This is a genomic window from Sorangium sp. So ce1504, assembly GCF_051521635.1.
Classification (GTDB): Bacteria; Myxococcota_A; Polyangia; order Polyangiales; family Polyangiaceae; genus Sorangium; species Sorangium cellulosum_B.
The window spans coordinates 6499621-6525039 of sequence record NZ_CP150365.1; the positions used below are offsets into that span (position 1 = coordinate 6499621).

Annotated in this window: 23 protein-coding genes; 16 read left to right on the forward strand and 7 right to left on the reverse strand. The window is 71.0% G+C overall.

Annotation, left to right across the window (positions count from 1 at the left end; all coding sequences use genetic code 11):
- Positions 1-205: 205 nt before the first annotated feature.
- Positions 206-1189, reverse strand: a complete 984-nt coding sequence (locus tag WMF39_RS24300; RefSeq protein ID WP_437747836.1) for a hypothetical protein — start codon at positions 1187-1189, stop codon at positions 206-208.
- Positions 1190-1673: 484 nt separating this feature from the next.
- Between WMF39_RS24300 and WMF39_RS24305 the strand changes: the two genes are divergently transcribed.
- The 5 genes from WMF39_RS24305 (at position 1674) to WMF39_RS24325 (ending at position 6798) form a co-directional block, all read left to right on the forward strand.
- Positions 1674-2774 (forward strand): ABC transporter permease, encoded by a 1101-nt coding sequence (locus WMF39_RS24305; protein ID WP_437747837.1) that lies wholly within the window; start codon positions 1674-1676, stop codon positions 2772-2774.
- Positions 2774-3703 (forward strand): ABC transporter permease, encoded by a 930-nt coding sequence (locus tag WMF39_RS24310; protein ID WP_437747838.1) that lies wholly within the window; start codon positions 2774-2776, stop codon positions 3701-3703. Before WMF39_RS24305 ends, WMF39_RS24310 begins: the two co-directional genes overlap by 1 nt.
- A 136-nt stretch (positions 3704-3839) precedes the next feature.
- Complete coding sequence (gene biuH / locus WMF39_RS24315) at positions 3840-4535, forward strand: biuret amidohydrolase (RefSeq protein ID WP_437301443.1); 696 nt, start codon at positions 3840-3842, stop codon at positions 4533-4535.
- 2 nt (positions 4536-4537) lie between these two features.
- On the forward strand, positions 4538-6127 hold the full coding sequence (locus WMF39_RS24320) for an ABC transporter ATP-binding protein (protein WP_437748022.1): 1590 nt from the start codon (positions 4538-4540) through the stop codon (positions 6125-6127).
- A complete protein-coding gene (locus WMF39_RS24325; protein ID WP_437719281.1) occupies positions 6124-6798 on the forward strand; it encodes a cysteine hydrolase family protein in 675 nt (224 codons plus the stop codon). Before WMF39_RS24320 ends, WMF39_RS24325 begins: the two co-directional genes overlap by 4 nt.
- Before the next feature lie 139 nt (positions 6799-6937).
- On the opposite strand, the gene WMF39_RS24330 is transcribed toward WMF39_RS24325, so the two are convergent.
- Entirely contained in the window at positions 6938-7996 is a 1059-nt protein-coding gene (locus tag WMF39_RS24330) for a BMP family ABC transporter substrate-binding protein (protein WP_437748023.1), read from the reverse strand.
- A gap of 310 nt (positions 7997-8306) precedes the next feature.
- On the opposite strand from WMF39_RS24330, the gene WMF39_RS24335 reads away from it, so the two are divergent.
- From WMF39_RS24335 to WMF39_RS24370, 8 genes are all read left to right on the forward strand, one after another.
- Positions 8307-8618 (forward strand): cupin domain-containing protein, encoded by a 312-nt coding sequence (locus WMF39_RS24335; RefSeq protein ID WP_437747839.1) that lies wholly within the window; start codon positions 8307-8309, stop codon positions 8616-8618.
- A 271-nt stretch (positions 8619-8889) separates the two neighbouring features.
- The gene (locus WMF39_RS24340) at positions 8890-9780 is read left to right on the forward strand and encodes a hypothetical protein (RefSeq protein WP_437747840.1); all 891 of its coding nucleotides are present in this window, start codon (positions 8890-8892) and stop codon (positions 9778-9780) included.
- Between the two features lie 277 nt (positions 9781-10057).
- On the forward strand, positions 10058-11128 hold the full coding sequence (locus WMF39_RS24345; RefSeq protein ID WP_437747841.1) for an ABC transporter ATP-binding protein: 1071 nt from the start codon (positions 10058-10060) through the stop codon (positions 11126-11128).
- Positions 11125-11850 (forward strand): ABC transporter permease, encoded by a 726-nt coding sequence (locus WMF39_RS24350; RefSeq protein ID WP_437747842.1) that lies wholly within the window; start codon positions 11125-11127, stop codon positions 11848-11850. Before WMF39_RS24345 ends, WMF39_RS24350 begins: the two co-directional genes overlap by 4 nt.
- Positions 11847-13832 carry a Gldg family protein gene (locus WMF39_RS24355; RefSeq protein WP_437747843.1) on the forward strand — a complete coding sequence of 662 codons (1986 nt, stop codon included), beginning with the start codon at positions 11847-11849 and terminating at the stop codon, positions 13830-13832. The genes WMF39_RS24350 and WMF39_RS24355 overlap by 4 nt, the downstream gene beginning before the upstream one ends.
- Complete coding sequence (locus tag WMF39_RS24360) at positions 13829-14875, forward strand: DUF4340 domain-containing protein (RefSeq protein WP_437747844.1); 1047 nt, start codon at positions 13829-13831, stop codon at positions 14873-14875. The genes WMF39_RS24355 and WMF39_RS24360 overlap by 4 nt, the downstream gene beginning before the upstream one ends.
- A 160-nt stretch (positions 14876-15035) precedes the next feature.
- A complete protein-coding gene (locus WMF39_RS24365; RefSeq protein WP_437747845.1) occupies positions 15036-15665 on the forward strand; it encodes a hypothetical protein in 630 nt (209 codons plus the stop codon).
- 4 nt (positions 15666-15669) lie between these two features.
- Positions 15670-17406, forward strand: coding sequence for a serine/threonine protein kinase (locus tag WMF39_RS24370; RefSeq protein ID WP_437747846.1), 1737 nt, complete (start codon positions 15670-15672; stop codon positions 17404-17406).
- Between the two features lie 15 nt (positions 17407-17421).
- Here the strand turns inward: WMF39_RS24370 and xerD are convergent, their stop codons facing one another.
- Positions 17422-18312, reverse strand: coding sequence for a site-specific tyrosine recombinase XerD (gene xerD, locus WMF39_RS24375; protein ID WP_437747847.1), 891 nt, complete (start codon positions 18310-18312; stop codon positions 17422-17424).
- Positions 18313-18470: 158 nt separating this feature from the next.
- Between xerD and WMF39_RS24380 the strand changes: the two genes are divergently transcribed.
- The 3 genes from WMF39_RS24380 (at position 18471) to rpmB (ending at position 20976) form a co-directional block, all read left to right on the forward strand.
- Positions 18471-19334, forward strand: coding sequence for an N-formylglutamate amidohydrolase (locus WMF39_RS24380; RefSeq protein ID WP_437747848.1), 864 nt, complete (start codon positions 18471-18473; stop codon positions 19332-19334).
- Between the two features lie 13 nt (positions 19335-19347).
- Positions 19348-20430, forward strand: coding sequence for a hypothetical protein (locus WMF39_RS24385; RefSeq protein ID WP_437747849.1), 1083 nt, complete (start codon positions 19348-19350; stop codon positions 20428-20430).
- Between the two features lie 321 nt (positions 20431-20751).
- A complete protein-coding gene (gene rpmB / locus WMF39_RS24390) occupies positions 20752-20976 on the forward strand; it encodes a 50S ribosomal protein L28 (protein ID WP_012237062.1) in 225 nt (74 codons plus the stop codon).
- A gap of 327 nt (positions 20977-21303) precedes the next feature.
- Here the strand turns inward: rpmB and WMF39_RS24395 are convergent, their stop codons facing one another.
- The 4 genes from WMF39_RS24395 to queG form a co-directional block, all read right to left on the reverse strand.
- Complete coding sequence (locus WMF39_RS24395) at positions 21304-22353, reverse strand: hypothetical protein (RefSeq protein WP_437747850.1); 1050 nt, start codon at positions 22351-22353, stop codon at positions 21304-21306.
- Positions 22350-23075 carry a DUF72 domain-containing protein gene (locus WMF39_RS24400; RefSeq protein WP_437301456.1) on the reverse strand — a complete coding sequence of 242 codons (726 nt, stop codon included), beginning with the start codon at positions 23073-23075 and terminating at the stop codon, positions 22350-22352. Before WMF39_RS24400 ends, WMF39_RS24395 begins: the two co-directional genes overlap by 4 nt.
- An 89-nt stretch (positions 23076-23164) precedes the next feature.
- Entirely contained in the window at positions 23165-24112 is a 948-nt protein-coding gene (locus WMF39_RS24405; RefSeq protein WP_437747851.1) for a lysophospholipid acyltransferase family protein, read from the reverse strand.
- 72 nt (positions 24113-24184) lie between these two features.
- The gene (queG, locus tag WMF39_RS24410) at positions 24185-25366 is read right to left on the reverse strand and encodes a tRNA epoxyqueuosine(34) reductase QueG (RefSeq protein WP_437747852.1); all 1182 of its coding nucleotides are present in this window, start codon (positions 25364-25366) and stop codon (positions 24185-24187) included.
- Positions 25367-25419 lie beyond the last annotated feature (53 nt).

Below are 25419 nucleotides of genomic sequence, written 5' to 3' on the forward strand. Positions count from 1 at the left end.
TCACTTCGTTACCGCTGAAACATTCCGTCGTTTCCGAGGCAAACCTGAATTCGCGCGTCGCTGTTCACCCGCGCGGCCTGTAGCGCGACGCGAAATCTCCAGGGCGTCTTCCACGACGCGCACGACACGATCGCGCGAGCGAGACCGATGCGTACCTCATTTCATCGCCAGGCTTGCTCCGCAGCGCGCGGCCGAGGAGCGGCGTTCATGGCCAGGTGGCCTTGACCGCATTGATCCAGTAGTCCGCGAGGCGAAATGCCGGATCTTGCTCGATGTGCACGAAGCGTCCGCTGTAGCTCGCGGCGGAGCGACCACAGACCTGGCTCGCCGAAACGAAGTTGAGGAACCTACCTTGAACGTTGGTCGTCGCGTTCAGCGAACAATCGCTGCTGCCGGGAACGCCGACCCGCCAGGTGGGCTTGCTGGCCAGCAAGTTGCGCTTGAGCTCCAGTATCTTGTCACCCGAGACGGGGGCGACATCCATGCCGTGCGAGGCGAACACGTCCTCCGCGCAGGTATCTCTCGCCATGCCATGCCATTGAACGCCCCACCAGGGATTCGATCCATAAAAGGCCGCGAGCTCCAGATAGGTCGCGTGAAACGCGTTCGTCACGTTGTGGGCCACGTCCGACGTCATGTACGAGCTCTGGCAAACGCTGTCGGTGAAGCTCGCATCGCGGTGAGCGCCGGCCATCAGAAAGCTGCGGGATCTCGTCGCCTTGAAGATGCTGACGGCCTGGATCTCCGTCTCCAGGTCCGCGGTCGCATGCGGCGCCGAGTGCGCGAGCTCTCGCTCCGCGGCCGCGTCCACGATGAACGTGCCCAGCCCGAGATCGACGGTTCCGTCGCTGTTCCGATCGCCGACCTCCATGAGCACACAGTATCTTCGACCATTGTTGACGTCGCGAAGGAGCCGGATCCGTGCGGACGACGACAGGGTGGACGGAAGCACGATATTGCAGCTGCCGCCCATCATGGTGCGAACGACGCTCCGCCACGCGGTCAGCTGCGTCGAGCTCGGGGTGACGAAGACGCCTGAGTCCCTGCCGGGCATATGATCGCGAATGCACGTCACGAGCGCCTCCAGGGTCGCGCTCGACGAGCAGGTCAGGTCCGCCGACACCGCCGGGCGGGACGCCATGAGGACGCCAGCGCCGAGCAGGAACAAAATCGATCGTTCGAACCGCATGACAGCGTTACCTCCAGTCAGGGGTTTGCGGGTGAGATCGATCGGCGGTCCTCTGCGCGGCGCGCTGTGCGCGTGGGCACAGGAACGAGGCTCGCCGGGGCCGCACGGCGCGGGCCTCGGCATTCCCAGACTTTCAGGCGCGCGAGCGCTCGCCGCTTTCTTCGCCGTCCACGCAATGATCGCCAAGCAAACTCACCGGCAGGCGACGGCGAGTGCAAGGCGGAGACCGCCGCGCTGTGCGAACCGTTCGCGGTCGCCGCGGCCACCACATCGCAGCGTTACCGCCGCATCGCAGCGCGGCCACCACACCACAGCGTCACTCGACGCGGTGAGCCCCCGGGGTGTCGCACGTCATGACAACGGCGCGTCGCTCGCCGGCCGGAGCGGGTCGTCCGGGCGCGAGGCGCCCATCCTGTCCGTCCTGTCACGACAAGCAAGCTCCCCGAAAACGTGTGGAAATAATGGAGGCCTTATCCTCGGCAGCGTGAAAGTCATCTCGCACGGGCTGCTCGGGCGTGAGACGACCGAAGCGATCGCCATCCCCCTCGGGGCCCTCGCGGCCTCGCTCCTCGTGTTCGGCGCGTTCGTGGCCGCCCAGGGGGTGAACCCCTTGAGCGTCTATCAGGACATGGTCCGCGGCGCCTTCGGCACGTGGTTCTCGCTCCAGAACACCCTCCTCCGGGCCGCGCCGCTCATGCTGACCGCGCTCTGCACGGCGCTGCCGGCGCGCCTCGGCCTGATCGTCATCGGCGGCGAGGGCGCGCTCGCCATGGGCGGGCTCTCGGCCGCGTCGGCGGCGCTGGCCGCACGGGCGTGGGGCGCGCCGCCCGCCGCCGTGCTCGCCGCGATGCTCGTCTCCGGGCTCGCCGCCGGGGCGCTCTGGATCGGCCTCGCCGGCGCGCTGCGCGTCTACCGCGGCGTGAGCGAGACGATCAGCAGCCTCCTCCTCAACTACATCGGGATCGCGATCCTGAACCACCTCGTCGAGGGCGCGCTGCGCGATCCGGCGAGCCTCAACAAGCCCTCGACCGCCTCCATCGGCGCCGAGAGCGCGCTCGGGAGCCTGCCCGGCCTCGAGGTCCACTGGGGCCTCGCCTACGGGGTGCTCGCCTGCGCGCTCTGTTATGTGCTGATGCACCGGACGACGTTCGGCTTCGGCGCGGCGATGAGCGGCGGCAACGTCCGCGCGGCGCTCCTCGCCGGACTGCCGGTCAAGCGCCTCGTCGTGCTCACCTGCACGCTCGCCGGAGCGTGCGCTGGGCTCGCCGGCATGGTGGAGGTCGCGGCGGTCCACGGCCGGGCCAACGCGTCGCTGATCAGCGGCTATGGCTACACCGGCATCCTCGTCGCGTTCATCGCGCGCCACAACCCGCTCGCGATCATGCCGGTCGCCCTCCTGCTCGGCGGCATCGGCGCGAGCGGCGGCCTGCTGCAGCGGACGGCGCGGCTCCCCGACGCGACGGTGAGCGTGCTCCAGGGGATCCTGTTCATCGCGATCCTCGCCAGCGAGACGCTTTACGGCCGTTCCCTCGCCGCCCGCGAGCCCAAGGTCCGTCAGGCGGCTCCGGCGCCTTCGGTGGCATGATGAACGACGCAGCTGCGCTCGGTCTCTGGGGCATCCCCCTCGCGGTCGCCGCCGGGGCCATCCGCATCAGCACGCCATTCCTCTTCGTGAGCCTCGGCGAGTGCCTCACCGAGAAGAGCGGTCGCGTGAACCTCGGCCTGGAGGGCACGCTCGTCATGGGCGCGATGGGAGGTTATGGCGTCTCTTTCCTCACGGGCTCTGCCTGGCTCGGCGTGCTCGCCGCCGGCGCCATCGGCGCCGCGCTCGGCGCGCTGCACGCGTGGCTGTGCTCGAAGCCGCGCGTCAACGACATCGCCGTCGGCATCGCGCTCATGCTCTTCGGCGTCGGCCTCGCCTTCTTCCTCGGCAAACCGCTCATCCAGCCGACCGCGCCCCGCTTGCCCGCGATATCGCTCGGCTTCTTCAGCGATCTCCCCCAGGTCCGCTCCGCGCTCCAGGTGAACGCGCTCTTCCTCATCGGGGCCGCGCTCGCCCCGCTCCTGCTCTGGGCGCTGAACCGCACCCGCTTCGGGCTCGTGCTCCGCACCGTGGGCGAGAGCGCCGACGGCGCCCGCGCGATGGGGGTCGACGTGAACCTGGTCCGGCGGCGCGCGACCATGGCCGGCGGCTTCCTCGCCGGCGTCGGCGGCTCGTTCCTCTCGCTCTTTTACCCTGGCAGCTGGAACGAGGGACTCTCGAGCGGACAGGGGCTCATGGCCGTCGCCCTCGTCATCTTCGCGCGCTGGAACCCGGTGCGCTGCCTCTTCGCTTCGCTGCTCTTCGGCGGCGCGAGCGCCCTCGGGCCGGCGCTCCAGTCCGTGGGGATCACCTGGGGATACCACCTCTTCAACGCCGCGCCGTACATCGTGACGCTGGCCATCATGGTCGCCGCGAGCTCCGCGACCCAGACCCTGCGCGATCAGCCCGCCGAGCTGACGCTCGCGCGTTGATCGCGCGAGGCGGCGCGCACCGGACGAACCGTGTGAAACGTACGAAACGGATGAAACGAACGAAAGGAGCGAGCCCCGCGAGACGAGCGAACCGTACGAGACGAGCGAAACGCTGAATGACAGGAGGACTCGACCGATGCCCTACGTGGCCGCTGATCCCTACGCCTGGCCTTACAACGGCGCGCTCCGCCCCGAGACGACGGCCCTGATCGTCATCGACATGCAGACCGACTTCTGCGGGAAGGGCGGGTACATCGACCTGCTCGGCTACGACATCTCCCTGACGCGGGCGTGCATCGCGCCGATCCAGCGCGCGCTCGCGGAGCTGCGCCGCCGCGGCTATCACGTCCTGCACACGCGCGAGGGGCACCGGCCGGACCTCTCCGATCTCCCGGCGAACAAGCGGTGGCGCTCCCGCCGGACCGACGGCGGGCGCGGCACGGGCGTGGGCATCGGCGATCCAGGGCCGTGCGGGCGCGTGCTCGTCCGCGGAGAGCCTGGGTGGGAGATCATCCCGGAGCTCGCGCCCCTGCCCGGCGAGCCGATCATCGACAAGCCGGGCAAGGGCTCGTTCTGCGCGACGGATCTCGATCTCATCCTCCGCCAGCGCCGCATCGAGAACCTGATCCTCACGGGGATCACGACGGACGTCTGCGTGCACACCACCATGCGCGAGGCGAACGACCGCGGGTACGAGTGCCTGCTGCTCTCCGACTGCTGCGCGGCCACGGATCCTGGCAACCACGCCGCCGCGCTGAAGATGATCAAGATGCAGAACGGCGTGTTCGGCGCGGTCTCGACCTCCGCCGCGCTGCTGGAGGCGCTCCCGTGACCATGGACCCGCGCGTCTTCTCGAGCCCCGCGGCGAGGCCGCCCCGCGCCGCCGCCCGGGAGCCCGGCCCCCCCACGCCGCCGCCGGCGCTCTCCGCCGCGGGGATCACGAAGCGGTTCGGGCCGCTGCTCGCGCTCGACGACGTCTCGCTGCGCCTCGCGCCCGGGAGCTTCCACGCGCTCCTCGGCGAGAACGGCGCCGGCAAGAGCACGCTGGTCAAGTGCATCATGGGCTATCACCAGGCCGACGCCGGCGAGGTGAGGGTCGGCGACGCGGCCCTGTCCATCAGGAGCCCGCGCGACGCGCAGGCGCTGGGGATCGGCATGGTCTACCAGCACTTCACCCTCGTGATGAACATGACGGTCGCCGAGAACCTCGTGCTCGCGCGCGCGTCGCTCCCCCTCGTGATCGACTGGCGCAAGGAGCGCGAGGCGATCCGCGCGTTCATGGAGCGCATGCCGTTCCGGCTCGATCCGGAGCGGACCGTCCGCGCGCTCGCCGCGGGCGAGAAGCAGAAGCTCGAGATCCTGAAGCAGCTCTACCTCGGCAGCAGGATCGTCATCCTCGACGAGCCGACCTCGGTCCTCACGCCCGGGGAGGCCGACGAGGTGCTCGGGATGCTCCGGTGCATGGCCGACGAGCAGCGGATCAGCGTGCTCATGATCTCGCACAAGTTCCGCGAGGTGACGGCGTTCGCCGACGAGGTCACGGTGCTGCGGCGCGGCCGGGTCGCCGGCCGGGGCAAGGTCAAGGACCTCACGCCGGCGGCCATGGCCGAGATGATGGTCGGCGCGCAGCCGGCGCAGGTCTCCGCGGCGCGCGGCGACGCGCCCGCCGGGGAGCCGATCCTGCGCATCGAGGGGCTCGCCGCGAGCGACGATCGCGGGCGGCCGGCGCTCGACGGCGTGACGCTCACGGTCCATCGCGGCGAGATCGTCGGCATCGCCGGCGTCTCCGGCAACGGGCAGGAGGAGCTCGTCGAGGTCCTCGCCGGGCAGCGCGCCGCGCGGGGTGGCAGCGTGGTCGTCCATGGCGAGCCGTACGGCGCCGGGCGCGCGCAGATCCAGCAGCACCGGGTGCGGTGCCTGCCCGAGGAGCCGCTGCGCAACGCCTGCGTCCCCGCGATGTCGGTCGCTGAGAACATCGGGTTCCGCGTCTTCGACAGGCCGCCCTTCACGAGGCTCCGCTGGGGCGTGAGCCGGGCGGCGCTGAGGCGGTCGGCCGAGCGCCTCGCCGCGGAGTACGCCATCAAGGCGCCCTCGGTCGACGCCCCGATAGGCAAGCTCTCCGGCGGCAACGTGCAGCGCGCCGTGCTCGCGCGCGAGCTCGGCATGGAAGAGGACATCGAGCTCCTCGTCGCCGCAAACCCCTGCTTCGGGCTCGATTTCGCGGCCGTGGCCGAGATCCGCTCCCGCATCCTGAAGGCGCGCAACCGCGGGACCGCCGTCCTCCTCGTGAGCGCGGATCTCGACGAGATCTTCGCCATGGCCGACCGTGTCCTCGTGATGAGCGAAGGCCGCATCGTCCACGAGTCGCCGATCGCTTCGGCCGACGTCGCGGAGATCGGCCGCGCGATGGCGGGGCACCGATGACGGCGCGGCCCCTCGAGATCGCGGCGAGGCCGTACCCCTTCCGCGTCGCCGATCGGGACGCCGTGGCGCTGCTCGTCATCGACATGCAGCGCGACTTCCTCGAGCCCGGCGGCTTCGGCGCGGCGCTCGGCAACGACGTCAAGCGGCTCCAGCGCATCGTGCCGACGGTCCGGCGCGTCCTCGACGCGTTCCGCGACCACGGCCTGCCCATCATTCACACGAAGGAGGGTCACAGGCTGGATCTCTCGGACTGCCCCCCTGCGAAGCGGGGCCGGGGCGCTCCAGGGATGCGGATCGGCGATGTCGGGCCGATGGGGCGCATCCTGGTGCTGGGCGAGCCTGGAAACGACTTCGTGCCCGAGCTCGCGCCGGCGCCCGGGGAGCTCGTCGTACCGAAGCCCGGGAAAGGCGCGTTCTACCGGACGGGGCTCGACGCCAGGCTGGCGGCGCTCGGCGTCTCCCACCTGCTCATCGCCGGCGTGACGACCGAGGTCTGCGTCCAGACCACGATGCGCGAGGCGAACGATCGCGGCTACGAGTGCCTGTTGATCGAGGACGCCACCGAGAGCTACTTCCCGGAGTTCAAGGCGGCGACGTTGGAGATGGTCCGCGCCCAGGGCGCGATCATCGGTTGGACCGCCCCCGCCGCCGCCGTCCTCGAAGCGCTCTGATCGATGCCCGTTCCGGAGCGGTGGTCACCTGCACAGGATACGGGCCCAGATCGGCGTTTTCGGCGCGGAAGCGCACGAAAGGGCGCCGAGCACCGAAAACGTCCATCTGGGCCCGTATCCGCAGCGGGCGGCCACCACTCTAATGTGTGGAGCCGAGAGCGCCCGCGACGAGGTAGTCCATGCTCTCGAGCGCGATGTCGGTCTGCTGCTGCGCGACCGAATCGGCGATCACCACCTTGCCCTCATTGTTCATGATGGGCCCCTGGAAGATGGTGAGCGTGCCCTCCGTGAGCTTCGCCTTCGCCTCCTCGGCCTTCTTCTTTGCCTCCTCGGAGACGGCGGGGCCATAGGGTGAGATCTTGATGTACCCCTCCTTGAAACCGCCGCGCAGGAGGTGCGGATACGGCTTCCCCTCGCGGATGAACGTCATGTAGTCGGTGTAGACCTTGGACCAGTTCCACTCGGCGCCGGTCAGGTAGCCCTTCGGGGCGAGCGTCGCCTGGTTCGTGTGGTAGCCGGCGCTGAACGCGCCGCGCCGCTCCGCGAGCTCGATGATCACCTTGGGCGAGTCCACGTGGGCGGTCAGGACGTCGACGCCCTGATCGATGAGGCTGTTGGCCGCCTCCGCCTCCTTGACGGGCATCGACCAGTCGCCGGTGAAGATCACGGCCGTCGTCACGCTCGGGTTCACGCTCCGGGCGCCCAGCGTGAAGGCGTTGATGTTGCGGAGCACCTGCGGGATCGGCTTCGCCGCGATGAACCCGAGCTTGCCGCTCTTCGTCGTCATGCCGGCGACGATGCCGGACACGTACTCGGCTTCGTCGATGTAGCCGAAATAGCTGCCGACATTGCTCGGGTGCTTCGACCCGTCGTAGAGGCCGCCACAATGGAGGAAGGTCTTGTCCGGGAACTTCTCCGCCACCTTGAGGATGTGCGGATCGAAGTAGCCGAAGGACGTCGGGAAGATCACCGTCGCGCCATCGAGGTTGATCATGCTCTCGAGCGTCTTCTGCACGGCGACCGTCTCGGGGACGTTCTCCTCCTCACGGGTCTTCACGCCGGCCAGCTTGGCGAGCGCGGCGGCCCCCTCGGCGTGCGCCTGGTTGTAGCCGTAGTCGTCCCTGGGGCCGACGTAGATGAAGCCCACCGTGAGCGGCTGATCGCTCGACCCCTCCTTGCTGCAGCCGGCCGCCGGCAGGAGCGAGAGCGAGAGGACCAGTGGACGGAGGATGGCGAGGAAGCGCTGTCCCCGTGCCGCGCCGGCCGCGGTGAACACGGGAGTTCTCGGTGTGCTCTTCACGCCATGGATGTGTACGCGACTCCTCATTTCTGGAGCTTTTCCCACGCGTGAATTTCGCGCGCTTCGCGTGATTCCCGTTGAGCGCGCACCGCGCGCTGTGGCATGGTTCCATCAACACTGGAGATTCGCGATGACAGCTACACTTCCAGCAGCGACGCGGGATTTTGTGCCTGTGCAGTTGCCATTCATCATTGCGAATGTGGCAACGATGGCCGCTCATCCGGAGTCGGTCCCCTGGCGGCGCCTCCGGGAGGGCGTCGAGATTCACCGCATTTACGGCAACAGCGACGCAGGCGCCTCGGCCGCGCTCCTGCGCTACGCGCCGGGGGCATCCGTGCCGCAGCACGTCCATCGCGGCCATGAACACATCTTCGTGCTCACAGGATCGCAGTCGGACGAGCGCGGGCACCACCGCGCCGGCACGCTCGTGATGAACGCCCCGGGCAGCCGCCACAGCGTCTCGAGCGCCGAGGGCTGCATCGTCCTCGCGATCTGGGAGCAGCCCGTCGTCTTCATCTGATTCATCCTCATCCGATCATCTGGACACCGGCTCACGCATCAGGACATCCGGGCCGCTCATCTGGACACCTCCTTTCCACCCCCCTCGCGCCATGCGGGGCTTCGCCGCTTCCAGACACGAAGGCCAGCGAGGCCACGCCGGCCTGACCTGGGTCCGGGGTACGACATCGCCGCAGGCACGTCCTCACCGGACCGCGAGCGTGCACCCGGCGCTCGCTTTCTCGGGGCACAGAGGTTCAGGTACGCTGCGCTTTGCCGTAGGCTGGACGCTCATGGATTCACGCGGGAAATCGCTCCCTCCGGGGCCGCTCGTCACGGACGAGGACATCCGGGAAGAGCTCCGGCGGCTGTTCGACGCCGGTCCCGACTCGGGGCTCGTCATCCGGGTCTACGGCGAGCCGGGCGAGGGGGCGGCCGCGGCGGACGCGTTCCGCGAGATGTTCGCGTCGCTGCGCATGTACGAGGGGAAGCCGCAGGACCAGCCGCTGGAGATCCTCGTCGACGCGCCGAGCAAGGCGCACATCGCGCGCGCGCTTTCTGTGCTCGGCCACAAGCAGCACCAGAAGCGGATCCTCGATCACATCCTCACCACCTTCGGGCGCCGGCTGATCGACCCGCTCGCCGAGATCCTCGACACGACCCCGACCGGCTCGGTGACGGCGCGGCTGACCATGCTGCGGGACATCTTCCTCGCGCACGTCGCGGATCTGCGGATGACGCCGGAGTCGCAGCAGATCCTCTCGAGCGACCTGCGCAAGCTCCTGAGCGACGACTACCTGGCGATGGTGGCGGAGAACGAGGAGCGCGTGCAGCGCCCGCGCGTGGCGATGCTCGCGCAGCAGATCCTGCGGCTCGTCGGCTCCACGTTCCACAACGCGCTCAAGCGGTGGCCGGCGCACGCCGAGCAGATCGCCTCGTCGATCGCGCGGCGGAGCCCGAAGAAGGTCCGCCTGAGCGAGGTGCCGAAGCTCATCCGCGGCCAGATCACCGACGGCATCGAAGAGTTCCTGTGGATCGAGACGAGCGCGGACATCGAGGGCGCGCTGCGCCCGATGCTCGCCGAGCACCAGGACGTGATGCCCGTGACGCAGGCGACGCTCGACCGATCGACGTACCGCGAGTTCGCGGACGCCTGCTGGGCGATCATCGCCGAGCACTGCTGACGGCGGGGCGAGCGCTGCCGGATCGACGATCCCGCCGCGCTGCAGGCTGAGATCCATCACGTCCTGGTCGCTTCGCTCACCGCTTCACCGAGTGTCCCGCCCGATGCGTCTGGAGGGAGAGCCCCCCCTCCGGAGCAAGCCCCCGCGCGCGCCGCGTCGGGAATGATTTCCGCCTCCCGCTGTTGTAAGGGGCCGCTGGCGCCTGGGCCGCCGCGCACTGCGGCGTCCGAATCGCCGGCGCGGAGAGCTTCTTCCCTTCGCGGAGGGGTGCACGGCCGTGATCGAAATCAGCGACCTATACAAGTACTACGGCGACCGGAAAGCCATCGGGCCCCTGTCGTTCTCGATCGAGGCGGGAGAGATCGTCGGCCTGCTCGGCCTGAACGGCGCGGGCAAGACGACGACGCTCAGGATCCTCGCCTGCGATCTGCTCCCGTCCGCGGGCCGTGTGCTCGTGGACGGACTGGATGTCGTCGACCACCCCCACGAGGTGCGGTCCCGCATCGGATACCTCCCCGACAGGCCGCCGCTCTACGACGAGATGAGCGTGCGCGCCTTCCTCCACTTCGCCGCGCGCCTGCGCGGCGTCGACGCCGGCGCGGCCGACGCGCGGGTGGCCGAGGCGCTCGCGGTGACGCAGCTCGACGACGTGGCCGCGGACCCCATCAGCTCGCTGTCCCACGGCTTCAAGCAGCGCGTCGGCATCGCGCAGGCGATCGTGCACAAGCCGCAGCTGCTCGTCCTCGACGAGCCGATCAGCGGGCTGGACCCCGTGCAGATCGTCGAGATGCGCGCCCTGCTCCGGAGCCTGCGCGGCAAGCACACCATCCTGCTCTCCAGCCACATCCTCTCCGAGATCAGCGAGACGTGCGATCGCATCCTCGTGATCCGGGACGGCGCGATCGGCGCGCAGGGGACCGAGCAGGAGCTCTCGGCCAAGCTGCTCCACGGCGTCCGGGTCGAGCTCACGGTGCGCGGCCCCGCGGCCGAGGGCGCGGGCCGCGGCGAGGCGGCGCGAGCGCTCGAGCTCGCGCGCGAGGTCGAGGGCGTCACGTCCGTCGAGCAGGTCACCACCAACGAGCCGGGGGGCGACGTCGTGAGCTTCGCGGTCGAGGCCGACCGCGACGTGCGCGCGGCGCTGTGCGCCGAGCTCGTGCAGGCGGGCATCGGCATCCTCGAGGTGAAGCGGAGCGAGCGCGAGCTCGAGTCGGTGTTCCTGCGGCTCGCCACGCGCGCGACGCCCGGGGCGAAGGACAGGTCCGCCGCGGCCGGCAGGGCGAGTGCCGGCGGCGACGCAAGGAAGGCCCCTGCGGAGGAGCAGGCGGAGGAAGGCGAGGGCGAGACATGAGAGGGACATTGCTCGTCGCGCGGCGGGAGCTGTCCGCGTACCTGAGATCACCGCTCGGGTACGTCGTCGCTGCCGCTGCGCTGCTCATCGACGGCATCTACTTCCAGGTCGCGGCGCTCGGCTCGGGCGCGCGGCTGTCGGCGGAGGTGCTGCTCAAGTTCTTCGACGGTACGGCGTTCATCACGATGGTCGCGGCGCTCATCCTGTCGATGCGGCTCATCGCCGGCGAGCGCGAGAGCGGGACGCTCATCCTGCTCAAGACCGCGCCCGTGCGCGACGGCGAGATCATCGCCGGCAAGTTCCTCGCCGCGCTCGCGCTGGTGTCGTTGATGACGGCGATCACGATCTACATGCCGCTGCTCATCTTCGTGAACGGCAAGGTGTCCGTCGGGCACATCCTGGTCGGCTACTCCGGGGTGCTGCTGCTCGGCGCCGCGTCGCTCGCGATCGGGCTCTTCGCCTCGACGCTCGCGGCGAGCCAGGTCATCGCGGTCATCCTCGGGGCGGCGATCCTCGGGACGCTCGGCTTCCTGTTCCTCGTCGCCCGCGTGACCGAGCCGCCGCTCAACGACTTCGTGAGCGCGCTGAACCTCTACCCGCTCAACCAGAAGCCGTTCCTGAACGGCGTGCTCCGGCTGGAGAACGTCGTGTACTACGTCGCGGTCGCGTACTTCTTCCTGCTCGCCGCGACCCACACCCTGAAGGCGCGGAGGTGGCGGTGAAGGACAAGCAAGCTCAGGCCGACGAGGCCGAGATCCGCGGCGAGGGAGCGGGCTCCGCGCCCCTGCCGGACGCGGGGCGAGAGGCCCCGCCGGCCGGCGATCCGGCGCCCGCCGCGCCGCGCGAGGCGCCTGCGCTCCGCGCCGGGGGCTGGATGGTCCCGGCGTACGCGGGCGCGCTCCTCGCCCTCTTCCTCGGCGAGCGCGTGGTGCCCACGATCGAGTGGCTCCGCTATGCCCTGTCGGGGCTCGGGTTCTTGACCCTGGTCCTCGTCACCGCGCTGCGCTTCGCGACCGCGGTGCGCGAGTCGGGCGAGCGCCGCGCGGTCGAGCGCGCGCTCGCGATCCTGTCGGCGCTCGGCGTCGTCGCGGTGGCGGCCTACTTCACCACGACCGACGCGGGGCAAGCCACGCTCGGCGTCTCGCGCGCCGCGCCCGAGCTGCGCGGGCGCATCGACGCGGCCACGACGGTCGCCTGGGTCGCGCTGCTCGTCATGGCGACGGTGCCGCTGTTCTTCGGCGAGGCGGCGCTCGCGCCGATGCGGCGCGCCGAGCGCATCGAGGGCCGGCGGGTGCGCGCGGCGACGCTCTCGGGTCTGACGCTCGGGTTCGCCGCGGTCTACTCGGCGCTCTTCGTGTTCGCCGCGAGCCAGCTCGATCTCAAGGTGGACTTCTCGTACTACCGCACGGCGCGCCCGGGCGATTCCACGAAGCGCGTCGCCGAGAGCCTGACCGAGCCGCTCAAGATCACGGCCTTCTTCCCGCAGCAAAACGAGGTCGGCGCCGAGGTGGAGGGCTACCTGCGCGAGGTGAAGGCGGCGTCGCCGCAGATCACCGTGGAGATGCAGGATCGCCTGCTCGTCCCCGCGCTCGCCAAGGAGGCGAAGGTCACGCAGGACGGCGTCATCGTGCTCTCGCGCGACAGCTCGCGCGAGACGCTCACCGTCGGCTCCGACATGAAGAGCGCGGGCGCCAAGCTGAAGAGCATCGACGCCGACTTCCAGAAGGCGCTGCTCAAGGTGATCCGGCCCGCGCGCATCGCCTACCTGACCGTGGGCCACGGCGAGCTGAACGAGACGGCTGGCCAGGTCGCGGGGCGGACGGTCAAGGATCTGCGCAAGGTGTTCGAGTCCCAGAACTACACCGTCAAGGACCTCGGGCTCGCCCAGGGGCTCGGCAGCGAGATCCCGAAGGACGCCTCCGTGGTCCTCGTGCTCGGCCCGCAGAAGGAGTTCCTGCCGGAGGAGATCGGGGCGCTCAAGCAGTACGCCGAAGGCGGCGGACACCTCCTGTTCGCGCTCGATCCGGAGGCGAAGGTCGATCTGAACCCGCTCGCTGGCATCGTGGGGCTCACGTGGAAGCCGGAGATCCTGGCGATGGATCGGGCCTTCGCCGTGAGGCGCCACAACGACTCGGATCGGACGATCCTGATCACGACGCGGTACTCCTCGCACGCGTCCGTCTCCACGCTGAGCCGCAACGCCCAGCAGGCGCCGACGCTCTTCCCGGGCGCGTCGTCGCTCGACAAGCAGGGCGGCGACGAGCTGAAGGTCGACTTCGTCGTCCGCTCGATGCCCGAGGCGTTCGCCGACGCGAACGGCAACTTCAAGTTCGACGCGGAGAGCGAGAAGCGCAGCGCCTACAACCTCGCCGCGGCGGTCTCGAAGGAGGTCGCGCCCGGCGCGGACGGCAAGGAGAAGAAGGAGCTCCGCGCGTTCGTGGTCGCCGAGGCCGACATGTTCAGCGACGCGGCGATCCGGGCCGGAGCGAACGGGCTGTTCGCGCTGGACGCGCTCCGGTGGCTCGGCGGCGAGGAGAGCTACGCCGGGGAGATCACGACGAGCGAGGACGTCCGGATCGAGCACACGAAGGAGAAGGACCAGGTGTGGTTCTGGGCCACGATCCTCGTGGCGCCGGCCATGGTGCTGGGTCTCGGGCTCTTCATCACGCGCCGCGGGCGGCGCGCGAGCGGGAGGCGCGCATGAGGTTGGAACGCAGCTTTTTCGTGCACCTCGGCCTTCTTGTGGTCGCGGCGTTGTTCGCGGTCCTCGTCTGGACGCGCGACGAGAAGGCGGCCGCCCTCTCGGTCGCGGACGTGACCGTCTGGGCCGGCCGCGCCGACGACGTCGAGCGCATCGCCTTCGAGGGGAAATCGAAGACGGTCGTCCTCGAGGCGAAGAAGGACAAGGAGGGCCGCTACTTCGTCGGCACGGCGGAGCGCAAGACGACGCCCCCGGCCGAGAAGCCGAAGGACCCGCACCAGAACCCCGACGACGCGGCGCAGGACGACGAGCCGCCCGCGGAGGCTGAGCCGACGGTCAAGACGACGACGTTCGTCTCGGTGGCCGCCGGCAACAAGCTCGCCGAGGCGATCGCGCCGCTGAAGGCGCTGCGCTCGATCGGCCGCATCGCGGACGACCGCGCGGCCGAGTTCGGGCTGGCCGAGCCCGAGGGCACGCTCACCGTCAAGCTGCGCGGCGCCGAGCGAAAGCTGGTCCTCGGCGGCGCGACGCCCGGCGGCGCGGACCGGTACGCGCGCGACGAGGCCACGGGCGAGGTGTACGCCATCAAGGGCGACATCTACCGCGATCTCGACACCGCGGAGTCACGGCTCCTGGAGCGGGATCTGCACGAGTGGAAGGACGTCGATCTCGCCAGGGCGCGCGTCATCGCCGGGGACAAGCGCCGCGAGCTCGTGCGCAGCGGCGACGAGGGCAAGAAGTTCTGGGCCGATCCGGCGAGCCCCGAGCAGAACGACGAGACGGTCGGCAACTGGATGAGCAAGCTCGACCGTCTCCGTCCCACCGAGTACGTGGCCGTTGCCCCGGAGCAGAAGGAGGTCGTGGTGCGGATCGAGTACACCGGCCGCTCTGGCGACATCGGCTTCGCCGAGCTCGTGAAGGGGCCCCCCGGGGCGAGCGGCAAGCCCGACTATTTCCTGGTCACGGAGCGCACCCGCCTTCACGGCAAGGTGCCGGTAGGCGTCGCTGAGCAGGTCGAACAGGACGTCGGCGCCGTCGTCAAGTAGCCCTTGCGCCTCGCGACCGCGCCGGAGCAGCCGCCCGGCGCGGTCGGCCTCCGTGCGGCGCCGGCCGCGCCCTGCGGCGCAAGCTGTCTCCCCCGGTCGCTCTTTACTTGCCGTACCGGGTCCGGTCCTGCAACGCTCGGGCGCAATGTTCTTCCGACGATTGCCTACCCTAGCGCTGGGCGCTGCGGCGGCGCTCGCCGCGGCGTGCAGCTCGCCGCCTCCACCGCAACCCGTAGCGCCGCCGCCGACCGTGACCGCGGCGCCACCGCCTCCGCCTCCCCCTGCTCCGAAGCCCTGCAAGGCGCTCGATGAGCAGTGCCAGGCAGAGGCGTCGACCCGGGCGAAGATCGCCCAGAGCTCACTCGTGTTCACGCCCGCGAAGGGTTGGACCTATGCCCAGGCGGAGAGCGCCACGATCGCGCAGGCCGCGGACGAGGGCCCGGCCTTCGCGACGGCGCAGATCGACGCGGGCGAGGGCAAGCAGGCGATCGAGAAGCGCGACGCCGCGCTCGAGGCGCTGGCGCGCGAGATCAACGTGACCTTGCCGAAGAAGAAGGTGAACTGGAAGAAGCCCGACGACATCAAGGACGTCGCCGGGCGGAAGATCGGCCTGTGGCAAAAGGAGGGCGCCGCCCGCGGGACCAGGAAGGGCCCGCTGCTGATCTTCGGCGACACCGGGAAGGACGGGGAGATCGTGCTGGGGCTCGGCTTCGTCCCCGAGGACGACAACTCCGGCGCCGACGAGACCATCCTGCAATCGATCGAGTCGATCTCGGTCGCGGCGGAGTGATCTCGTGACGGCACCGAACGTCGCGCCGGGCAGCGTCATCGCGGGGAGGTTCTCGGTCCGCTCGCTCCTCGGCTACGGGGGCGCGACGGCCACCTTCCGCGCGGTGACGGCGCAAGCGCGCGACGTCGCCATCAAGCTGTACTCGCCCGTCGTCGGTCAGCGCGGGGACGCGATGCAGCACCTCCAGCGGTACGTGGCCGAGACGAACAGGCTGCCGCCAGAGCTCGCCGCGCACATCCTCGAGGCCGGCTACGACCCGGCGACGGCCGCGCCCTTCACGGTGACGGACATGATCCCGTTTCCGTCGCTCGCCGAGCTCGTGCGTCGCCGGCCCATGGGCTTCGAGGAGGTCGGCTCGATGCTCCGCTCTCTCGCGGCGGTGCTCGACGCGGCCCACGCCCGCGAGGTCCCCCACCACGGCCTCAAGCCGACGAACCTGTTCATCGACCCGAGCGCTCCGGGCAGCGTGAAGCTCACCGACTTCGGGCCGTCCCTCGCGCGGAGCATGGTGCCGACGCAGGAGGGGTATGTCCTCTCCGCGCCGTGGCTAGCGCCCGAGCAGCTTCAGCCGGGCGGCCAGGCGGGACCCGCCGCGGACATCTTCTCCGCTGCGCTGGTCTCCTTCTTCGCGCTCACGGGCCGCTCGTACTGGCGTTCCTGCCAGGGTCAGGTGGACATTCAGGGCTGGCAGCGCGAGCTCATGGCGCCGCGCCTCGCCGCGTCCGCGCGGGCCGCGGAGCTCGGCGTCCCGCTGAGCCCTGTGCTCGACGGCGCCTTCGCGCGCGCGCTGGCGCACGATCCGCGCGAGCGCTTCCGCTCCGCGAGCGAGCTCGCGGCCATGCTCAGCGGCTTCTCGGCGGCCGCGATCGAGGTGGGCTCGACGCTCGCCCTGTCTCCTTCGGTGAACGAGGCGGTCGCGCCCGCGCCGCCGGCCGTTGCCGTCACCGCGGCGAGCGCGCCCTTGCCGCCCGGCGACGCCACGCAGCTGGTGCCCTCGCCGTTTTCCCCCTCGCCGCAGCCGTCACACGCGCCGTTTTCACCTTCGCCGCCGCTGGCGCCCTCGCCGCAGCCGCCGCAGCCTTTTGCCGACGCGCCCGCCGGACAGGCGCCGTCACCTTCGGCCCAGAGCCAGACCGCATCCCGTCGAAGCGGCATTCCCGCGCTGACGGCGGTCAGCACCGCGCCCCGGTCGCCGTGGGGCAAGGCGGCCTCCCTGATGGTGGGCATCGTTGGTGTGCTGCTCGTCGGGGGCACGGCCGCCGCGTGGTACGTGCTGGACCGCAAGGACAAGGCGCAGCCGAGCCCCAGCGCCTCGACCAGCGCTTCCGCGGCGGCTCCCCCCGCGCCGTCGGCCGATCCCGCTCCACCCGAGCCAGCCCACAGCGCGGCGGCCGACGCCGGGACCCCGAACGCCGAGCCCCCGATCGATGCCGGCGCCTCGACCGACGCCGGCGTGGCGACCGACGCGACGGTGAAGATCTCCTGCAAGCCCGTCGCCTGCGAGGAGATCACCATCGACGGCAAGGTGACGCAGGCCCCGGAGGTCGAGCTCGGGCTCTCCCCTGGGGTTCACAAGGTGAGCGTCAAGCGAACCGGCTACTTCCCGCGGAGCCTGGGCGTGGTCGTCAAGGCCGGAACGCCGCTCGTGCAAGAGTTCCAGCTCACCGAGATCCCCCCGGCTCAGCCAGCGGGGCAGGCGGCGAGCAAGCCTTGCGGCAAATTCCTCAAACGCTGCAAATAGCCATCTTGCGCGCGCTCACGCGCGAGGGTGCGCCCGACGGTACGCGGCGCGCACGTGGTCGTCGGCGAGGTGCGTGTAGATCTCGGTCGTCACGACGTTCGCATGACCGAGGAGCGCCTGGACGCTCCGGAGATCCGCGCCCCCCTCGAGCAGGTGCGTCGCGAACGAGTGGCGGAGCTTGTGCGGCGAGCTCGGCTTGGCGATGCCCACGGCGCGCGCATATCCGCCGAGGAGCTTCCACACCGCCTGCCTGGTGAGCGGCCCGCCGCGCGGCGAGAGGAACAGCACCTGGGTCGCCGCGCTGCGCGGGTGCGTCGCGCGCAGCTCCAGGTAGGCGTCGATGGCGGCGAGCGCCGGCTCGCCGAGCGGCACGAGCCGCCGCTTCCCCCCCTTGCCGAGCGCCATCACGATCCCTTTGCGCCGGTCGACGTCCGCGAGCTTGAGGCGCACCACCTCGCTGACGCGCAAGCCGGCCGCGTACATCACGTGGAGCATCGCGCGATCGCGCAGCCCCTTGAACGTCCCTTGCTCGGGCGCCTCGATGAGGAGCGCGATCTCGTCGAACGAGAGCACCTTGGGCAGCCGCCGCCCGACCCTGGGTCGCTCGACCAGCGCGCACGGATCCCGCTCGATGCGGCGCTCGCGGAGCAGGAAGCGGATGAACCCGCGGACCGCGGAGAGGTGGCGCGCCGCCGAGCTGGCGCTGATGCCCGCCTGGCCGAGCGCGACCAGGTAGGTGCCGATCAGCGCCTGGTCGAGCCCATCGACGGTCGTGACCCCGCTCGCCTCGGCGTGGGCGACGAGCTTGGCGAGATCATGGCCGTACGCCTCGAGCGTCAGGGGCGCCAGAGCCCGCTCGACGCGAAGGTGATCCAGGTAGGTGTCCACCCAGGTCGCAAGGTCCACGGCCAACGGTACTTCGAAAGCGGCGAAGCGCGCCAGAAAGCCGGGCCGGAGCGGATCGACCCAGAACGCCCCGAACGGCAATACGTCTTCCTCCCTTCCGGCGTTTCACCTCCCCGTCCTGGTTCCAGCCGGACGCGGAATGCGTCACAGTGGGCCCCGTGGTGTCAGCCTTCGAGGTCATCGAGCCCCGCGGAGCGGAAAGCCCGGTCCTCGTCGAGGTACCGCACGCGGGCGTCCACGTGGATCCCGAGTCGCTGTCCTGGACCATCGCGCCGGCGCGCAGCATCGGGCGCGACGCGGACCTGTACGTCGACGCGCTCTTCCAGGACGCTCCGGCCGAGGGGGCGACGCTCCTCTTCTCCAGGATGAGCCGGCTGGTCGTCGATCTCAACCGGGGCGAGGCCGACTGCGACGGCGACGCGGTCGAGGGCGGCGGCCGGGCGCCCTACCCGCGGGGGCTCATCTGGCGCATGACCACGGACGGCGAGCCGATCCTCGCCGCTCGGCTGCCGCGGCAGGAGGTGGAGCGCCGGCTCGACCGCTTCTACCGCCCCTATCACGGCGCCCTCAGCGCGCTCCTCACCCGCAAGCGCGAGCGCTTCGGCTTCGCGATCCTCCTCTGCGCGCACTCGATGCCGAGCCAAGGCCGCCGCGGCCACGCGGAGGGCGCGATCGCTCGGGCCGACATCGTCCCCGGCACGCGCGGGCGGACGACCGCCGCGAGCGCGGTGATCGACGCGGTCGATCAGCACGCGCGCGCCTGCGGCTTCTCCGTGCGCCATGATGACCCCTATAAAGGGGGTTTCAGCACCGCGCACTACGGCCAACCGCACCGTGCCGTCCACGCCGTGCAAATCGAGATTGCACGCCGGCTGTACATGGACGAGCAATCCCTTGCCATGGATGGGCAAGGATTCCCTGCCGTGCGAGACTTCGGTCGTACCCTGGTCGCGCGGCTCACCTCAGCCGAGCTGCTCGGTCAGCTCCGCAGCAGCCCTCCCTTCGACGCCCGTGAGATCTGATCCAGCTCCATCAATGGAAAAGCCTTTCGGAGAGGCGAGCCGCGACCGCCCGCCAGCGAGCCGTCGCGCGATCGCTGAACGGGAAAAGGCCGCACCAGCCCAGCCGGAGGGCGCCACAACCGGCGACAGCCCGGCCGACCGCGCCCAGGAAGGACCGGCTGCGGCGTCGATCAGCGCCGCTCCGGTCGATCGGCGCCTCGAGTCGAACCCGGCCATCCCGATCGAGGTGGCGCCCCCGAGCACGCGCGAGCACGTCACCAAGCCGCTCCTCGCGTCCGAAGCGCTCATGGAGGACCTGGCGCCGATGCGTCCAGCGCAGGACGCGGCGCGGATCTGGTGTGCTGCGGTGGGCGCCGGATTCCTTCTGCTCGGCGGCCTGTCGATCGCTGGGCTCCGCCCGGACGGCGTTGTCGCGGGGCCGCCAGCGTTCGTCCTGGGCATCGTCGCGCTGTTCACCGCGCTCACGTCGGTGAGCTACCGGCAGCGCGCCGTCGCCATGGTGGTGCTCGGGGCGATCGCGACCGTCCTCGGCCTCCAGAGCTCGGGGACGGCGGTCGGCTGGGGAACCGCCCGAGCCGTCGCGGCGATAGCGCTCCCGGCTGCGCTCGTCTTCCGGTCTCGCTACAGGGCGTACAGCGGCGCACGGTGGCTGCTCGTCGCCGCCTTCCTCGTCACGCTCCCATCCTTCGGGCATGCGATCGGACAGCTGGCTCTGCACGATCCGCACCTGGGCCATCTCGGCGCCTTGCTGGTGATCCTGGCGGTCCTGTCCAGCCTTACCGGGTTCATGGGTGCGGAGACGACGGGCGCCGGGTCGTTCCTTGCCGTCGCTGTGGTGCTCGCCTTCACGGCCGACCTGGTCGTCGGCAGGCTCGCGCATCTCGACACCTTCTCGCCCCGGGACATCGTCATCGTGCTCTCCGCGAGCCTTGCGTTCGCGGCGACGTCCGCCATCACGAGCCTCGGCCTGTTCCAGATCCTGGCCTGGCGCCTGGCTGCCGACGCCCGGCGCATCGATCTGCACTCACGCCGCCCCGAGAACGAGAAGGACGGGCGGGATCGGCGTCCGCCCTCGGGCGGCGAGTGGCTGACCTAGGCCGCGCGTCAGCTGGCGCGTAGGGCGTCGGGGACACCGAGGGGAGAGGCTCGTCCGGGCCGGGTTGCGACCCGCTCTTCCCCATCCCCTTCTGCGTCCGGCCGGCGTCAGCGCGGCGATCGACCGATCGACCTCTCCGGCAGAGATTTCCAGCCCACAGCGGCAATGATCCCCCGGACGACGCTTGACATGTCCCCCGGCTTCCTTCACTTTCCCGCGCTCCCGAGCCCCCCTGCTCCCCCGCGCAGGGCGTGCGCCCGGCCAGCTAGTTCGATTTACGGTCGGGGCACCGATGCAGGGCCCCTTCCAACCGAGGACGTCATGGCGAAGAGCGACATCACTGGGAAGCGGAAGCTTCTGGCGCAGAATGTCTCCCACTCCAACATCAAGACGAAGCGCTGGCAGCTCGTGAACATTCAGACCCGGCGCGTCTGGGTCCCCGAGCTCAACCGCTTCGTGAAGCTCAACCTCACGACGCGCGACATCCGCACGATCGACAAGATCGGCGTTGTCGCCTACGCGAAGCGCTACGGCGTCGCGCTCTAGGCCCAGCGCCAGCGCGCCGGCCCGCCTGAATGTCGGCCGCCGCTTCGCGGCTGGATGCGCCGCGCTCTGTTCTCCCCCTCTCGGGGCTCGCCTCCATCCATCTTCAGCTTTGGAAGTGCCGCGTGCGTGACGGCACGCGGCGCATGCAGCCGGCGCGAGCTGGCAGGCGTCGGCCGCAGCGCACGTTGCGCAGCGGCGCAGCGGCTCACTGCACCTCGCTGCAGCCTCAGCGCTCCTCCACGGCGCCCTCGATGGCCCGCGCCGCGTCGGCTAGGGAGCCGCATGGCCGGCCGATCTCCGCTTCGGCCGACCGACGCCCGCTGCGCCTCACCCCTCTGCCGGCTGCGTCCCTGCCCCCGCCATGAAGCCGGCTGCGAGGTTGGCCGTGCGCGCGTCGCGCTCGTCGCGCAGGACGGCGATGGCGGCGCTGGCGCCCTGCTGCGTGCGGACATCATGAAGGGCAGCTTCGAGCGCGGTGCCGCCGAGGAGCGCGGTGAGGACCCTCACCTCGATCGTGGGCTTGCCTGCGAGCGCGATCGCAGCCGCGAAGGCGCCGCGCTGGAGGATCCCGATAGGCGCGGCCGCGGGCAGGGGCGTGCCAGGGGCGAGGCGCGTGATCCCGCGGCGCACCGGGACGGCGTCGCGGCCGAGCACGATCTCGAGCTCGGGGACGGTGATGCCATCATCGGTGCGCGTGTAGGCGAGCGCTGCGACCGTGCCCCAGCCGTCGCAGGCGACGATGGCGTCCGTGGGTCGCGCCACGTCCCCTACCGGCCAGGGTGCCTGGAGCGCGGTCGCCCCCTCCGCGATCGTGGTCGACGCGGCTTCCACCTCGGCGGGCACCGCTTCAGCGAGGTCTTCGGCGGTCAGCGTCCCCCCCGCGACCGCCCCGCCGGCGGCCAGCAGCGCCCGCTCCACATCGCGCGCCCGGAGCGCCACCGCGCCGAGCGAGCCGACCTCGCGGAGCAGCGCGGCGCGCCCGGTCGCGCCCGCGCGCTCCGCCGCGACCACACCGGAGCGAACCAGCTCACGGAGCCGCGCGCGTCCGAGGTAGCCGTGCAGCAGGACCAGCATGCCGAGCGAGCGCGGAACAGCGACGTGCGCGGCCTCCGGGACGCTCTGCCCATCGACGAACCCGCGCGGGCGCGGCGCGCCGCGCCCAGGCTGGATCGCCCGTCCATCGAACGCCCTCGCGCCGACGCCGACGCCGGCCGCCAGCGCGACGGCGGGCGCGAGCAGCACGTCGGGCTGCGCGCCAGCTGCAGCGAAGAAGCCGGCGACGATCGCGTCGATCGCGCTGCCGGAGGACTCGAGCGCGGCCCGGGCGGCCGAAGCCGCAAAGGAGTCGCTCGCGGTGGCTGCCGCGCCGCGGATCACTGCTCCTCGTCCTCGGCGACGAGGGTGCTGGGCATGGGCATGGTCGGCCTTACCACAGCCGACGCTGTCGAGCGATCCGGCGTGCGCGCGAGCGCGGCCGCGAGCAGCGACTTGATCTGCGGCGCGCGGTCGCCCTCGACAACCAGGAACACCTCACGCCTTCCGCGCAGGCGCTCGGCGACCCGCTCGAGCGCGGCCGCTCCCATCGACGAGGACCGCCCGAGCGCGCGCAGCCGTGTATAGACGATCGGCCCGGGCGGCGGCGCGTCGCGCGCCACGTCGAGCACCGGGATGACCTTGGCGGCGCGCGCGGTCGCAACGATGTCGTCGCGCTCCCAGATCCCGGAGGGCTCCCAGCAGCGCACGACCCCTTCGGCGGGCAGGCGCTCGAAGAGCGCCGCGAGCTTCTTGCGGTTGCTCGCCGTCGGCCGGAGCGACGCCGGCGTCTGGAGCAGGACGCACCGCGCCTCCAGCACGGCCGCCACCTCGAGCGAGGCCGAGAGCGCCTCGTCGAGGTCGCGCCCGCCGGCGAGCTCGCCGACCACGCGCGGCAGCACCACGCTGAAGACGAAGCCCGGCGGCACCGCTTTGCGCCACTTGCGCAGCGTCGTCGCGCGAGGCAGCGACGTATCGAGCGGGCGGAGCTCGACCAGATCGAAGCGATCTTTGTACTTCTGAATATCGCCCTTGAGCGAGGGCAGTCCGACGAGGAGGCGGGCCATCAGCGCGGACTCTTAACCCACCTTGCGCGCCGATGCAGCGCGTGCCCGACGGCGGCGCGATTTCTCATTTGGGGAGTAAAATCCTTGATTTATTCGAAGTGGAACCACTGCGTCGGGTTGTCCCGGAGGAAACGCTCCATCTCCGCCGTGATCTGCCGCGCTGCCACGTCGAGCTCGGACGATCCTGGCTTGCGGGGGAGCGAGATGGGCGGCGCGATGCAGATCTCGTACTCCATGAAGCCGGTCCGCCGCGTGAACACGGGGACGATCGGCGCGCCGCTGACCGCCGCGAGCTGAAGCGGGCCCTCCGGGACGCGCCAGGGTCGCCCGAAGAGCTCGACGTCGCGCCCGCGCATCCCGGACGGAAGTCGATCGATCTGGATGGCCACGACGCCCTGCCGCCTGAGGTGCGCGAGCAGCGGGAGCACCGCGAGCGGATCGTCGGCCACGTGCTGCATCCGTACGCCGACCCGATCTCGCGTGCCGTCCTGGATGGCCTGCGCTCGCTGGTCGCGCTCGCGCTGCATCACGATGAGCACGTCGGCAGCGTGCACCGATCGCAGCAGCGGCGCGGCGGCCTGCCAGCCGCCGGTATGCGCCGTGACGACGATCACGCCGAGGCCCCGCTGGAACGCGTTCGTGAAGTGCTCGTCGTTCACGCACAGGCCGGTGAGCCGATCGGGCCGGCTGCTGCCCGCGATGAACGCGTCCGTGAGACAGCTGGCGAAGTTGATGAACACCCGGGCGACGTCGCGGTACTCGTCGAGCGTCCCCCGCTCGCCCAGCGCCAGCCGGAGGTTCCTGCGCACGGCCCGCCGCTGCTCCGGCAACACCGCGCCGACGACGAGCCCGAACAACGCAGGGCTGTGCCGGACGAGGAGGTCCGGGCCGTAGGTCACCCCAGCGTCGACTGCCCGCCGCCAGAGGACGGAATCGTGCCGGCGTAGATCGTCGAGGAGCGCTCGGAGCCTGGAGGGGAGATCCACGTTGGTGCTCGTGCGCGCGGCGCTTTGCCGGCGCACACCGTAGCGGATCATCGGGCCCCCGCGAAGAGCGCCCGAGCACCGCCGCGCTCCCGCGCCGAGTTCGATCGCGGCGGGCAGCGCGCCTCAACCTGCACCGGGATCCTCGTTCGACCCGTCAGGTCTCGGCGCGCCCGGGCCCGCCGGCTCGCCGCCCCCTGCGTGGCTCACCCCCCACGCGGCGACCTCGCGCACCGATGCGTCGTCATGAGCGAGCGCTGCGACGAGCGCGCGCTTCGCGCTCGCTGCCGCCGCGCCCTCTGCGCCGCTCGCCAGCCGGTTCGCAGCGACGATCGTCGCGTTTCGGGCGAGCCCGCCGCGTCGCGCGCGCCGGACCGGCGTCCCGACGGTCAGCGCGTCGAACGCTTGCTCGTCGAGCGCCACGAGGTCGTCGACGTCCCGCGCTTCCCATCGGGCCAGAGGATGGAACGGCGCGGTGCGCTCGAGGGGCGGGGGCGCGGTCCTGTTGAAGGGACATACCTCCTGGCAGACGTCGCAGCCGAAGAGGTGCTCACCCATGCCGGACCGCAGCGCCTCGGCCGGCGCGTTCCTCTGTTCGATCGTCAGGTACGCAATGCAGCGCCGCGGATCGAGCACGAAGGGCGCGTCGAACGCCTGCGTCGGGCACGCGTCGAGGCAGCGCGTGCACGATCCGCAGCGCTCCGCGATGGGCACGTCGGGGACGAGATCCAGCGTGGTGACCACCTCGCCGAGCAGCTGGTAGCTCCCCTGCCCCGGCGTGATGATCAGCCCGTTTTTGCCGACGAAACCGATGCCAGAGCGCGCCGCCCAGACGCGCTCCATCACCGGCTCGACATCGCAGAGCGGCCGCGCGAGCACGGATGGCGCGAGCGAGCGGATGAACGCCGCGAGCCGCCGGAGCCGCCGCTTCAGGTGGTTGTGATAGTCCTGCCCGCGCGCGTACCGCGCGACGCTCTGCGCGAGCGTCGGGTCGCGCCGCTCGCTCTCCTTGGGCCGCGCATACCTGCGGCCGACGCACACGACCGAGCGTGCTCCTTCGAGGATCGCGCTGGTGTCCAGCCGGCGCCGCTGCTCCGCGTATTCCGCGAGGTACCCCATCTCCCCGTGCATGCCGCGCGCGACGAACTCCACGTACCGTGCGTGCTCGACCCCGAGGGGCTCGTCGGCGCGCGCGACGCCCACGACGTCGAAGCCGAGCGCGAACGCCTGCTCGCGCACCAGCCGGTCGGGCATCAGTCGCGCCGCGCTCGCCTCCCCGGCGGGACGATCGGCCTCGCGCTCGCTCATCGCAGGAGGATGGACCGGAACGGCGCGCGGCGGTGCTGGCGCCACGCTCGACG

What these genes read in the sequence shown, in the direction of transcription:
- WMF39_RS24300 (WP_437747836.1), bottom strand. Translation starts at nt 1,189, where the DNA reads ATGCGGTTCGAACGATCGATTTTGTTCCTGCTCGGCGCTGGCGTCCTC.
- WMF39_RS24310 (WP_437747838.1), top strand. Translation starts at nt 2,774, where the DNA reads ATGAACGACGCAGCTGCGCTCGGTCTCTGGGGCATCCCCCTCGCGGTC.
- biuH (WP_437301443.1), top strand. Translation starts at nt 3,840, where the DNA reads ATGCCCTACGTGGCCGCTGATCCCTACGCCTGGCCTTACAACGGCGCG.
- WMF39_RS24320 (WP_437748022.1), top strand. Translation starts at nt 4,538, where the DNA reads ATGGACCCGCGCGTCTTCTCGAGCCCCGCGGCGAGGCCGCCCCGCGCC.
- WMF39_RS24325 (WP_437719281.1), top strand. Translation starts at nt 6,124, where the DNA reads ATGACGGCGCGGCCCCTCGAGATCGCGGCGAGGCCGTACCCCTTCCGC.
- WMF39_RS24335 (WP_437747839.1), top strand. Translation starts at nt 8,307, where the DNA reads ATGGCCGCTCATCCGGAGTCGGTCCCCTGGCGGCGCCTCCGGGAGGGC.
- WMF39_RS24340 (WP_437747840.1), top strand. Translation starts at nt 8,890, where the DNA reads ATGGATTCACGCGGGAAATCGCTCCCTCCGGGGCCGCTCGTCACGGAC.
- WMF39_RS24350 (WP_437747842.1), top strand. Translation starts at nt 11,125, where the DNA reads ATGAGAGGGACATTGCTCGTCGCGCGGCGGGAGCTGTCCGCGTACCTG.
- WMF39_RS24360 (WP_437747844.1), top strand. Translation starts at nt 13,829, where the DNA reads ATGAGGTTGGAACGCAGCTTTTTCGTGCACCTCGGCCTTCTTGTGGTC.
- WMF39_RS24385 (WP_437747849.1), top strand. Translation starts at nt 19,348, where the DNA reads ATGGAAAAGCCTTTCGGAGAGGCGAGCCGCGACCGCCCGCCAGCGAGC.
- rpmB (WP_012237062.1), top strand. Translation starts at nt 20,752, where the DNA reads ATGGCGAAGAGCGACATCACTGGGAAGCGGAAGCTTCTGGCGCAGAAT.
- WMF39_RS24400 (WP_437301456.1), bottom strand. Translation starts at nt 23,075, where the DNA reads ATGGCCCGCCTCCTCGTCGGACTGCCCTCGCTCAAGGGCGATATTCAG.
- WMF39_RS24405 (WP_437747851.1), bottom strand. Translation starts at nt 24,112, where the DNA reads ATGATCCGCTACGGTGTGCGCCGGCAAAGCGCCGCGCGCACGAGCACC.
- queG (WP_437747852.1), bottom strand. Translation starts at nt 25,366, where the DNA reads ATGAGCGAGCGCGAGGCCGATCGTCCCGCCGGGGAGGCGAGCGCGGCG.